11 protein-coding genes and 2 tRNA genes are annotated in these 11,553 nt (G+C 39.4%); 10 read left to right on the plus strand and 3 right to left on the minus strand.

Features of this window, described 5'->3' with window-relative positions:
• Positions 1-151 precede the first annotated feature (151 nt).
• The 6 genes from FQ608_RS19400 to FQ608_RS19425 all read left to right on the plus strand — a co-directional run bounded on the left by FQ608_RS19400 (position 152) and on the right by FQ608_RS19425 (position 4,442).
• Positions 152-239: transfer RNA gene (locus FQ608_RS19400), tRNA-Ser, on the plus strand.
• A gap of 287 nt (positions 240-526) precedes the next feature.
• Positions 527-1,333 carry a MotA/TolQ/ExbB proton channel family protein gene (locus FQ608_RS19405; protein WP_158860147.1) on the plus strand — a complete coding sequence of 269 codons (807 nt, stop codon included), beginning with the start codon at positions 527-529 and terminating at the stop codon, positions 1,331-1,333.
• A gap of 18 nt (positions 1,334-1,351) precedes the next feature.
• Positions 1,352-1,720, plus strand: a complete 369-nt coding sequence (locus FQ608_RS19410) for a hypothetical protein (protein WP_317168937.1) — start codon at positions 1,352-1,354, stop codon at positions 1,718-1,720.
• Positions 1,721-1,730: 10 nt separating this feature from the next.
• The gene (locus FQ608_RS19415) at positions 1,731-2,369 is read left to right on the plus strand and encodes an ExbD/TolR family protein (protein WP_158860148.1); all 639 of its coding nucleotides are present in this window, start codon (positions 1,731-1,733) and stop codon (positions 2,367-2,369) included.
• Between the two features lie 2 nt (positions 2,370-2,371).
• A complete protein-coding gene (locus FQ608_RS19420; RefSeq protein ID WP_158860149.1) occupies positions 2,372-2,833 on the plus strand; it encodes an ExbD/TolR family protein in 462 nt (153 codons plus the stop codon).
• Between the two features lie 118 nt (positions 2,834-2,951).
• The gene (locus FQ608_RS19425) at positions 2,952-4,442 is read left to right on the plus strand and encodes an NAD(P)H-hydrate dehydratase (RefSeq protein ID WP_158860150.1); all 1,491 of its coding nucleotides are present in this window, start codon (positions 2,952-2,954) and stop codon (positions 4,440-4,442) included.
• A 37-nt stretch (positions 4,443-4,479) separates the two neighbouring features.
• Here FQ608_RS19425 and FQ608_RS19430 read toward each other — a convergent pair whose 3' ends face one another.
• Positions 4,480-4,932 (minus strand): hypothetical protein, encoded by a 453-nt coding sequence (locus tag FQ608_RS19430; protein ID WP_158860151.1) that lies wholly within the window; start codon positions 4,930-4,932, stop codon positions 4,480-4,482.
• Positions 4,933-5,007: 75 nt separating this feature from the next.
• A complete protein-coding gene (gene asnS, locus FQ608_RS19435) occupies positions 5,008-6,459 on the minus strand; it encodes an asparagine--tRNA ligase (RefSeq protein ID WP_158860152.1) in 1,452 nt (483 codons plus the stop codon).
• 190 nt (positions 6,460-6,649) lie between these two features.
• Here asnS and rpoN point away from each other — a divergent pair, with 190 nt between their 5' ends.
• Together rpoN and FQ608_RS19445 are read left to right on the plus strand one after the other, a co-directional pair.
• Positions 6,650-8,104, plus strand: a complete 1,455-nt coding sequence (rpoN, locus tag FQ608_RS19440) for an RNA polymerase factor sigma-54 (RefSeq protein WP_158860153.1) — start codon at positions 6,650-6,652, stop codon at positions 8,102-8,104.
• A complete protein-coding gene (locus tag FQ608_RS19445; protein WP_158860154.1) occupies positions 8,104-8,730 on the plus strand; it encodes a PA-phosphatase in 627 nt (208 codons plus the stop codon). The genes rpoN and FQ608_RS19445 overlap by 1 nt, the downstream gene beginning before the upstream one ends.
• Positions 8,731-8,750: 20 nt before the next feature.
• Here FQ608_RS19445 and FQ608_RS19450 read toward each other — a convergent pair whose 3' ends face one another.
• Positions 8,751-9,485: a porin family protein gene (locus FQ608_RS19450; protein WP_158860155.1), complete on the minus strand. Its 735-nt coding sequence runs from the start codon at positions 9,483-9,485 to the stop codon at positions 8,751-8,753.
• Between the two features lie 175 nt (positions 9,486-9,660).
• On the opposite strand from FQ608_RS19450, the gene FQ608_RS19455 reads away from it, so the two are divergent.
• Both FQ608_RS19455 and FQ608_RS19460 read left to right on the plus strand, forming a co-directional pair.
• Positions 9,661-9,734: transfer RNA gene (locus FQ608_RS19455), tRNA-Arg, on the plus strand.
• 671 nt (positions 9,735-10,405) lie between these two features.
• Complete coding sequence (locus tag FQ608_RS19460; protein WP_158860156.1) at positions 10,406-11,254, plus strand: polysaccharide deacetylase family protein; 849 nt, start codon at positions 10,406-10,408, stop codon at positions 11,252-11,254.
• Positions 11,255-11,553: the final 299 nt, after the last annotated feature.

Here is an 11,553-nt window from a genome sequence, read left to right on the forward strand (position 1 = left end):
TAAAATAAGTTGATTATCAACGAAGTATTAAAAAAATTAAAAATATGACAGGGAAGTCTGGGTAATTTTAAATAATAAAGCAATCATTTACTTGCATGGGCTGATTATTATAATTTTATTTGTTGCACAATATATCAGCCTTACACCAAACAGAGAGGTGTCCGAGTGGTTGAAGGAGCACGCCTGGAAAGCGTGTATACCCCTAAAGGGTATCGAGGGTTCGAATCCCTTCCTCTCTGCTTTAAAGTTCTTTCTCATTCAAATTATTAAGGGATTACGTTAGGTATCATTAGCCATATGTATCTCCGCCCAAAATCTTTTATCCCCATTTATATTACGTATGCTTATGGTTTATATAAGAATATTTTAATTTGAGTGGGTAAAGAAAGCGGCTAATGGTGAAATATTTATTACAAATTATCTTAACAACCCTTGCATTTTGAACTGAAAAAATTATAACTTTAAAATCTTAATTCGAAAATTAGAAAAACCGTTCAACCTTTAAAATTCTATTAAAAACTAAATTATGAAAAAGTTTATCGCTTTATTCATGCTTGCGGGAATTTTATTCTCTCCAGTAATCACACAAGCACAAGATGAATCAGCAGAAGCCACTGCGCAAGACACCACTCCTCCACCTGCACCTGTTTCTACACCTGAACCAGTCTTGGTAGATGATGAAATTATCGATGAGGATGCCTCTTTCCATCAAGTAATTAAAGATAAATTCATTGAAGGAGATCCTACTTACATGACTCCGGTTCTACTTTGCTTGATCCTTGGTCTTGCCGTTGCTTTGGAAAGAATCATCACGCTTAATCTTTCTACGACTAACACGAAGAAATTGTTGGCGAAAGTTGAAGAAGCTCTGGAACAAGGAGGTATTGAAGCAGCTAAGGATGTAACAAAAAGCACAAAAGGTCCTGTAGCTTCTATCTTTACACAAGGTTTGATGCGTTATTCTGAGGGAATAGACATGGTTGAGAAATCTATCATCGCCTATGGATCTGTAGAGATGGGCCGTTTGGAAAAAGGATTGGTTTGGATATCCCTATTTATTTCACTTGCTCCAATGCTTGGTTTCATGGGTACAGTAATCGGTATGATCGGTGCATTTGATTCCATCGAAGCGGCTGGTGACATATCGCCTTCTCTTGTTGCAGGTGGTATTAAGATTGCATTGTTGACTACTGTAGCTGGTTTGATCGTTGCGATTATACTTCAGTTGTTTTACAACTATTGTGTTGCCAAAATTGATTCCTTGGTTAACGAGATGGAAGATGCCTCCATTACTTTGGTGGACATACTAGTACGTCACAAACTGACTAGGTAATAGATACCTGGAACGTTTTTGCATAAAAAAATTGTTACACCTAAGAAGTTAATTAAAATGGATACTACTGATATATTCTTATATGCAGGGTACTTGTTGACAGCAATTGGAGTTATATTGGCGATAGTAATGCCGCTTATCAAGTCTATTGACGATCCGAAAAGTTTACTCGGTACGGTCGTTGGGTTCTTGGTGATAGCTGGGTTGTTCTTCATCGCCTATTCAATTGCCGACTCGGAAGTTACTCCAAAGTTTGCCGCGGACCCTTATAATATTTCTGCGACGACTGCGAAAGCAGTTGGAGGAATGTTAATTACTGTATACGCATTGTTCTGTATTGCGATTGCAGGTATCGTAATCACTGAGATTACTAAGATTGTAAAGTAAAAATATTTATATGGCAAAGAAAAAAATCAGGACGAGTCAGGAAGTTAATGCAGGTTCTATGGCAGATATTGCCTTCTTGCTACTGATCTTCTTTCTCGTGACTACGACAATTGCCTCGGACAAAGGGATTTTAAATATCCTTCCTCCCAAGCAAGATCCGGATCAGCCGCCTCCAGAGGTAGAGTTGAATGAGAGAAATATCTTCAATATTCTGATTAACGCTAACGATCAACTTTTGATTGAGGGCGAATTTAGAACAACTACTGAAGGTCTTTCGAATGAAATCAAATCCTTTATCTTAAATTTCGGGAATCCGGATGAAGATAATTTAGCACTATACAATGGTTTACCAGCTTCATTGAGAGCTCTTGCGTTGCGAAGTCCGGAGTCCTCAGATTACCCCGGCGCCGGGGGCGCCGTGGTCTCCATTAAAACAAATAGAGGTACTAGTTACGAAATCTACCTTGAGGTTCTGGATTTGGTTAAAAAGGCTTATTTTGAAATATACGGTGAACGCGTAGGTTTAACCGCCGAGGAATACAGAGCTTTGACGGGTAACACAGCAGCGGAAGTTGAGCTTCAGAATAGAGGTAAAGAGGGTATTCCAATGGCGATTTCTATTGCGGAACCAGATAAAACAGGAAGTTAATTATGGGTAAGTTCAATAAAAAGACAAAAGCGGACACTAATATTCCGACTTCTGCATTGCCTGATATCATATTTATGCTATTGTTCTTCTTCATGGTTACCACGGTGTTGAGAGAGCAAGACCTATTGGTTGAGCAGAAAATACCGCAGGCAACCCAACTCCAAAAGCTTCAAAAGAAATCCTTGATTTCCTATTTGTTTTTGGGAAAGCCTAAGAATACGGCTTTATATGGTGTGGAACCTAGGATACAGGCAAATGATGTGCTAATCAACACAAACGATATTCTTCAGTGGGTCAACCAGGAGAAGGATGCGTTATCAGAGGCAGAGAGAGATCAGATAACTATTTCGCTCAAAGCAGATAGAGATGTGAAAATGGGACCTGTCAGCGATATTCAATTTGAATTGAGAGAGGCAGACGCAAGAAAACTTATGTATGCCACTGTAGGAAAAGTTCAAGATTGATTTTCAATCTTTCAAACAAAAAAAAGGCCATCTTTTATAGATGGCTTTTTTTGTTTGAAATTAATGCGAGTTGTAAATATTCAGGTGATTTTATTGTACCTACTGAATTTAGCTAGCTATGCAACCAATTATTTCAGGTGAATTTGTACAAGAACTGGATAAAAAGTTTGTTCAGGCTCAAAGCATTACCTCCTATCAATTAATGGAGCGGGCAGCGAAAGGTTTCTGCCAATGGTTTTTGGGGAAATTCGATAATCAAAAGCCAGTTCACATTATTTGCGGTGTCGGAAATAACGGAGGTGATGGATTGGCCATTGCACGCATCCTTCATCAAGCGGGCAGGAGTGTCACAGTTTTTTTCTTCGACAGTCCAGATAAGAAATCCGCAGACTATACTTATAATTTCGCAATCCTTGCCGAGGAAATTTCAAAAGTAAGTATTCAGGCGTCAACTGAGTTTCACTTTCAGGATGAAATCATTATAGATGGGGTTTTTGGAGTAGGCCTTAATAGGCCATTAAGTGGTCTTTATGAGAATGTAGTACAAAAAATCAACTCTTCCAATAATACAGTTATAGCGATTGATATACCATCAGGATTGGCATCAGATGATTTGTTGTTGGGGATTGCCGTTCAAGCAGCATATACTGTATCATTTCAGTTCCCAAAATTATCACTATTATTTCCTGAGCATACAACATATGTAGGAGAATTAGTTGTAGTGGATATTGGAATTGGGATTCATTTTTTTGAATCATATTCAACTCCATATCTTTGGCTTCGTTCCTTTGATATTCCTAAACTTCATAAAACCTTTCATAGATTCAGTCATAAGGGCGATTTTGGTAAAGTGTTATTGCTTGGAGGTAGTGAGGGGAAGATGGGATCAATCGTTCTTTCATCATTGGCTGCGCTCCGAACAGGCTCTGGACTGGTATCTGCCTGCGTTCCTAAATGCGGGATTCCTATTCTTCAGTCTTGTGTCCCTGAAGCAATGGTTCAAGTAAACGAAGGTGAAAAAATACTGGAACTACCTATTCAGATTGATGATTTTGATGCCTTGGGAATTGGTCCAGGATTAGGCATTACTCCCCAGGGTGTGGATTTGTTAACTTATATTATTGAAAGTTTTTCCAAGGGTCTTGTGGTCGATGCTGATGCCATTAATATCCTGGCGAAAAATCCGCAACTTTTAAGACGCCTTCGTAATTGTATTCTAACACCGCATTTAAAGGAATTTGAACGATTAGTTGGGCCCAGTAAAAATCACTTGGAAAGGTTGCAGAAAGCCCGGGAATTTACAACGCAACACCAATGTGTGTTAGTGTTAAAGGGGGCAAATACGGTAGTATGTCTTCCTGACGGCAGACAGGTATTTAATAGTACAGGTAATCAGTATATGGCAACTGGCGGTTCCGGGGATGCATTGACTGGGATTATAACCTCATTTTTAGGGCAGGGCTATTCGCTGGAACAGGCCGCGCTTTGCGGAGTTTTCCACCACGGTTTGGCTGGAGAATTGGCTTCAAAAGATAAATTGAGGGGCACAGTAGCTTCTGATATTATTGATAAGATACCGGAAACTTTTAAGAATTTGGGAATCTTATAAATTGTTTATGGATTTGTTTCGAAGAATAAAGGTGTGGCTAATGAGGCCATGGCTGTGTTAGTCGCTGGCGGATGTATTCCTTATAGGAATTCCCCAAACAGTAGATAGCCGACCCAATTAGTAGTACAATATGAAACAAGCCATTATTATACGTTCCCAAAAATGAATTGATAGCATTCAGGTAAGAGTCTGTCCCCAATACAGTATCCTTGACCCAGTTGTAGGAATACACGAGCCGGATAAAGATTGCAAGAAGGGCCAAAAGGGCTCCAGCTATGCCATAGATGGGCATTCTATAATGGATTAACAATCCGAATGCGGCAAGCGTCTCAATCGCGGCAACCAATACAGCACCAAAAATGTTGTTTTCGAGAGCACCTATTAGAATTAATTTTGTAAAACCCCCAAATAGAAGAAGACCCACCAATGATAGCCGGATTATTATACCTCCAATTGCCTCTGTTTTCAGAAATTTTAAAAACTGTTCCATAGTTCTTTCAATATAAATAATTTTGATCCAAAGGCAAAAAGAAGGCCACATATTTTCATAGGTGGCCTTTACAATTTAGAATTCAGCATTTCCCGGAGTTCTGGGGAAGGGAATGACATCCCGTATATTAGCCATCCCAGTAACAAACTGAACCATTCGCTCAAAGCCCAGACCGAATCCGGAGTGTGGCGTGGTTCCAAACCTGCGAGTATCCAAATACCACCACATTTCTTCCCGACTAATCTGAAGTTCTTCCATCCGTTCCTCCAGTTTATCCAACCTTTCCTCCCGCTGAGATCCTCCTACTATTTCTCCAATTCCGGGAAAAAGGATATCCATGGCAGCAACGGTTTTCCCATCGTCATTTTGCTTCATGTAAAATGACTTGATGGCTTTGGGGTAGTCGGTGATGATTACCGGTTTGTTAAAGTGCTTTTCTACCAAATACCGTTCATGCTCAGACTGCAAGTCCATTCCCCAATCTTCAATGGGATAGGTAAATTTCTTTTTCTTATTCGGTGTGGATTGCCTCAAAATGTCCAATGCCTCCGTATAGGTAATGCGGATAAATTTATTTTCGACAACAAAATTTAGCTTTTCTATCAAAGTCATGTCACTCCTTTGGTCCGCTTTTTTGGTTTTCTCCTCTTCGGAGGCCCGGTTAGCAAGAAATTCCAAATCATTTCCGCAGTTTGTCAGTGCAAATGAGATGATATATTTAAGGAATTCTTCGGCCAAATTTTGGTTGTCCTCAGCATCGTAAAATGCCATTTCCGGCTCAATCATCCAAAACTCAGCCAAGTGCCTGGTCGTGTTCGAATTTTCAGCCCGAAAGGTAGGTCCAAAAGTGTAAATATCAGATAGAGCCAAGGCCGCCAATTCCCCTTCAAGTTGACCAGAAACAGTCAGGTTTGTTTCTCTCTCAAAGAAATCTTGTGAATAATCCACTTTTCCTTCCGGTGTAAGTGGCGGATTCTTTGGATCCAGTGTTGTCACCCGAAACATTTCTCCGGCTCCTTCAGCGTCAGACGCCGTAATGATTGGAGAATGAATATAAAAGAATCCTTTATTATGGAAAAATTGATGGACAGCAAAAGCCAAATTATGCCTTACCCGGAAAATCGCAGAAAAAGTGTTGGTTCTTATGCGGAGATGTGCATTCTCCCTAAGGAATTCCATAGTGTGCCTTTTTGGCTGTATGGGGAATTTTTCAGGATCAGCTTCACCTAGCACGATTATTTCATCGGCCAAGAGCTCACTGGACTGTCCGGATCCCTGTGATGGGACGATTTTCCCGTTGACTTTTAGGCAGGCACCTGTGTTTACCTTTTTGAGGATTTCTTCAGGGATGTTCTGAGGGTCAGCTACTACCTGAAAATTTTGAATGCATGAGCCGTCATTAAGTGCGATGAACGCCACATTTTTATTGCTTCTTTTAGTACGCACCCAGCCCATCAGGGTAACCTGATCATCTGTTTTGGCTGATTCAAGTAAAAGATTGATTTTTGTTCTGTTGTTAAATGCCATGTGTCTATAGTTGATTTACCTACCCTATCTGATATATGCTGACTTCGATTTTTAGTAGAATGCAAAAAACGATATAATAAGCTTTTTATCAAAATTTTGATCTTATTTCCTAAATTTGAATTCCCAAAGCTCCGGCATACTAATCGGACTGTGTTTTAGGCAGCAAATAATTCTTATATCCAGCAAGTATATGCAAAAACTGAATTTAAATCAGATTCTTTCTCAAAAGCTTTCTCCGCAACAGATTCAATTTATCAAGTTGCTTCAAGTACCTACGGTGGAATTGGAGACTCGGATAGAAGAAGAGTTGGAGATTAACCCCGCTTTAGAAGAAGGCAAAGAAGAAGATCCTGAAAATCCTACTGATGAATTTCAGGAAACCCAGGAATTCAACGAGAACAAGGAGGATAGGGATGTAAATATTGACGAATACCTCAATGATGAATATGGAGGATACAAGATGCAGGGAGATGGGAACTATTCTCCCGATGAAGAGGATAGGGAAATGCCCCTTTCCAGTGGAATCTCCCTTCATGAACAATTGATGTCCCAGTTGAATTTTTTAAAGCTCGATGAGCGCCAGAAACTCATTGGTAAACAGTTGATAGGAAGTATTGAAAATGACGGGTACATTCGACGTGATTTGGAGGCCATCATGAATGACTTGGCATTTAGCCAAAATGTAGAAACCGATATCGATGAATTGGAGGATGTGCTTATTAAGATCCAAGGTTTCGACCCTCCGGGGATTGCGGCACGTAATCTTCAGGAATGCCTAGTCATTCAGTTGGAGCGTAAGGAGCATCCCGAAGACCTTATTGTAAAACAGGCGATTCAGGTAATTCAAACCTGCTTTGAGGAATTTACCAAAAAGCATTATGACAAGATTCAGAAAAAATGCCACGTTGGAGAGGAGGAGCTTAAAGAAATCATCCATATGATAACCAGGTTAAACCCCAAGCCAGGTGGTGTTGCTGACGGACTTATACGTACCCAGTACATTATACCGGATTTTATTTTGACCAATATCAACGGGAAATTTGAAATTTCTTTAAACTCAAAAAACGCGCCCGAACTACGTGTAAGCAGGTCTTATTCTGAAATGTTTAGCGCCTATGATAAGAGTGACAAAAAAGATAAAAAACTTAAAGAGACCGTGACTTTTGTCAAACAGAAACTGGACGCTGCCAAGTGGTTTATTGATGCCATCAAGCAGCGTCAACAGACATTATTGAGAACCATGCATGCCATATTGGATTATCAGGTTGAATTTTTTGAAGATGGCGATGAAACCAAACTTCGCCCGATGATTTTGAAAGACATTGCCGAGAAGATTGAAATGGATATTTCAACTATCTCACGTGTGGCAAACAGTAAATCCATTCAAACAGAGTTTGGGGTGTTTCCTTTAAAATATTTTTTTTCGGAAGGGATCTCTACCGATGGGGGAGAAGACGTGTCGAATCGGGAGGTAAAGAGTGTACTTAATCAGCTGGTAGAAGGGGAAAACAAAAAAAGGCCTCTCTCGGATGATAAATTGGTGAAGCTGTTGAATAAAAAGGGGTATAACATAGCCAGACGAACGGTCGCCAAATATAGGGAACAGTTGCAAATTCCTGTGGCACGACTAAGAAAGGAATTATAGTGAATAAATCAATAGCTTTGGCTGTGTCAGTGGTTTTCCAACCATTGGCCATGCCCACTTTAATCTGTGCAGTTATTTTGTTTGTAGTGCCTGAGGCTACTTCTATACCGGGCACGGCAAAGTGGTCTTTATTATTGCTTATTTCTTTGACTACACTTGTCATTCCCTTGCTAAGTCTTCTCGGCATGAAGATGACCGACTCTATCAACAGCTTCCAGATGCCGGAGAAAAGGGAAAGGATTTTACCTTTCTCACTGATTTCATTATTTTATGTGATGACTGCTGCTTTTTTTTACTACAGGATTCGGGTTGACGAGCTAATACTCGCTACTCTGATTATGATCACCGCCTGTCTTGTTTTGCTAACTTGTATTACTTACTTCTGGAAAATCAGCTCCCACTTGACGGGAGTTGCAGGGCTACTTGCCGCTATAGTAGTGCTGAGTATGAAATATGGCGTACAATCTCTTTTTTACCCGTTTATTTTCTCCGTGATTGCTTGTGGAGTTGTGGGAACTGCCCGATTGGCCCTAAACGCCCATAAACCTCTAGAGGTTTATGGGGGATTTATGTTAGGATTTGGCTGGAGTTTTTGTGTATACTATTATGTGTTGTTGGGGAGTTAAATTCGCTTTACAACAACCTTCTAAAAAAGCGTAACAGAAAGCCCTAAGTTGAATTGGGATGTCTCGGTACTGAATGGTCCCTTTCCTTCCTCGAATACGCTGTTTAAGCCATAATAGGACCACACTGAAAATCCAGGAAAACCAAGGCGAGTGAAAACACCATACCGGATAGGGCTAAATCCATAATCCTGCCTGTTTTTTACCTGCATGCTTGTATCCGTTGCATCAGTGACTGCAATCTTAGTATGGGAATTGTAAAGGATACCTACCTTACCTCCAACCGCTGCGCGAAAACCTTTGTTATAATTTGTTCGGTTTACATGGTACCTAAATTCCAAAGGTATATCTATATAATTAATCGAGATGTTATTTTTATCAATGCGTGTGGCATCTTCATATATATCCATAACATCCGCAAGTTGGCTGGAGTTTAGTCCTACCGCAGGATTGGGGATAAGGGTTTGATTCTCCTGGAAGCCTAACTTTTCAAGCCCTAAGCCGATTCCCGGATTAAACGAGAAACCTGTGTTGTTTCCTAGAGGTACGGAGGCTTGATAGTATATATTTACTACCCGGGAAGCAAAAAACCTCGTATTGAGGTCATCCGGTCTGTTATTCAGAAAATTGAACCCGAAATCCAGAAAAAGGTCTCCCGGAATGTTAGGACGACCACCAATTGTGGTCCTTTCCCTTTCTTGGGCAGTTGCTTGGTAAGTAATCAACAAAGCGATTAAAATAATGGTCAGTTTATTCATGAAAGGAATTCAATTAAATTTGAGCGGGCTAAATTATGAAAACTTACCTTATTACGTCAGTAAATTGTCTTAATTATTCTTAATTGATAGAAAACCTTATTTTTTTTACCATCAAGCGCAATAGTAGTTGTCGATATTGGATATTATAATTACCTTTGCCTTCCCAATTAATTATGGCTTCGTAGCTCAATTGAATAGAGCACCTGATTACGGCTCAGGAGGTTTCAGGTTTGAATCCTGACGAGGTCACTAAAGCTATTGTTGGTTGAAAAAAGCCCTGAAAATCTTTGATTTTCAGGGCTTTTTTAGTTTTTGCCGACAAATTTTTAATAACAGATTGATTTGCTAATTGTTAAATTCGTCTAATACTTTTTCTATCCGTCAAAGCAGATGATGGAATATACGAAAAATGCGGTATTGATGATTTGATTGCCTTCCAGAGATTATCTATTCTAACTCATACAGCGCACAACTCTGCGAGTGAAATCAACTGCTCCGAGCATATTTCAGATCATCAATATCTGTAGTTCCCCAAGTAATCTTGCGATCATTTTATTGGGGTATGATTTCCATTTCCTCATGTTGCGACAGTTGGGAGCCTTTGAAATTAGAAAAATAGAAGTAATTCTAATAGAAGGTACACGAATTGGAAGAGTAAAAGGGTATCGAAAACTAGTGCTTCAGATTGCTCAAAACAGCCTAGGAAACATACAAAAGCAACTTTTTGCAATTCAAACTCCAAAAATCAGTATTAAAAAAGCACTTTTTCGAAAAATAAATAGGAGGTGTGTAGTTATTTATTAGGTGCTTCTCTTTATCTTCATATCGAAAATTGTGCTTCAAGAAAACCATAATTTCTTGCCCTACTATAAAGAAGCCCCGATAGAAAAAGTATAAACGAACTGGAAACGCTACCGTAGATGAAAATACTTACATTTGATATTGAAGATTGGTTTCATATTCTTGACAATAAATCTACCGAATCTGAGAAGGACTGGGGTAATTTTGAAGTGAGGATTTATAAAAACATGGAACGAATTTTTGAACTGCTTGACGGTTCCAACGTATCTGCAACCTTTTTTGTATTGGGCTGGATGGCCGAGAAGTATCCAGAACTCATAAGAGAGATTGTTTCCAGAGGTTATGAAATTGGCTCCCATTCACATTTACATCAATTGGTTTATAGTCAAACCCCGGTTCAGTTTAAGAACGATGTGGAAAAGTCGATAAAAACAATTGAAAATATTTCTGGGACAAAAGTAAGGCTCTTCAGAGCACCGGGTTTTTCAGTAATGGAAGACAATAAATGGGCATTTGAGGTATTAAATGAATTGGGAATAGAAATAGACTGTTCTATTTTCCCCGCTTCCCGTTCCCACGGTGGGTTTTCTTCTTACGGGGTACCAAAACCTTCCATCATAAAATACAATGGAATTGAAATTAAAGAATTGCCAATTAATTATACCTCTGTTTTTACCAAGCCAGTTATTTTTTCCGGGGGTGGTTATTTCCGGCTTTTACCCTATTCATTTATCAAAAAATGGGCACGGTCTTCCAGTTATGTTATGACGTATTTCCATCCACGAGATTTTGATGCTGACCAACCATTGATCAAAGATCTATCGAAGGCAAGGAAGTTCAAATCTTATGTCGGCATAAAGGAAGCTGAAAAAAAGTTGTTCAAGTGGTTGCAGGATTTTGAATTTATTGATATTGGTACCGCAGATAAGCAAATTGACTGGAAAAACGTACCGGTGGTAAATCTTTAATATTAGAGTATACTTATAAACAAGATGATTCTTGCTATTTCATCATATCAAAATAGAAGGGGGTTTTGACAACATCGTTTCCTGAAATATGATGACAGCAAAAAAGCAAAAAGAAAATCAGCTGATATTCAGGTTGTAATAAATCCCCAGGGATTATTTTAATCCTTGGGTTTGGAAGTGAGCGATTCCTGTCGCACCTTTGCAATCCCAAACGGGGGAAGAGGAATTGAAATACGGAACAAAGTGGAGGTATTTGGAAGGTTTAGGCCGAAAAAACTTCAGAATATTTTGTTTTTATT

It is taken from the genome of Lunatibacter salilacus, assembly GCF_009797935.1.
Lineage (GTDB): Bacteria > Bacteroidota > Bacteroidia > Cytophagales > Cyclobacteriaceae > Lunatibacter > Lunatibacter salilacus.

Coding starts and splice junctions, on each gene's coding strand:
- FQ608_RS19405 (WP_158860147.1), top strand. CDS start 527: ATGAAAAAGTTTATCGCTTTATTCATGCTTGCGGGAATTTTATTCTCT.
- FQ608_RS19415 (WP_158860148.1), top strand. CDS start 1,731: ATGGCAAAGAAAAAAATCAGGACGAGTCAGGAAGTTAATGCAGGTTCT.
- FQ608_RS19420 (WP_158860149.1), top strand. CDS start 2,372: ATGGGTAAGTTCAATAAAAAGACAAAAGCGGACACTAATATTCCGACT.
- FQ608_RS19425 (WP_158860150.1), top strand. CDS start 2,952: ATGCAACCAATTATTTCAGGTGAATTTGTACAAGAACTGGATAAAAAG.
- FQ608_RS19430 (WP_158860151.1), bottom strand. CDS start 4,932: ATGGAACAGTTTTTAAAATTTCTGAAAACAGAGGCAATTGGAGGTATA.
- asnS (WP_158860152.1), bottom strand. CDS start 6,459: ATGGCATTTAACAACAGAACAAAAATCAATCTTTTACTTGAATCAGCC.
- rpoN (WP_158860153.1), top strand. CDS start 6,650: ATGCAAAAACTGAATTTAAATCAGATTCTTTCTCAAAAGCTTTCTCCG.
- FQ608_RS19450 (WP_158860155.1), bottom strand. CDS start 9,485: ATGAATAAACTGACCATTATTTTAATCGCTTTGTTGATTACTTACCAA.
- FQ608_RS19460 (WP_158860156.1), top strand. CDS start 10,406: ATGAAAATACTTACATTTGATATTGAAGATTGGTTTCATATTCTTGAC.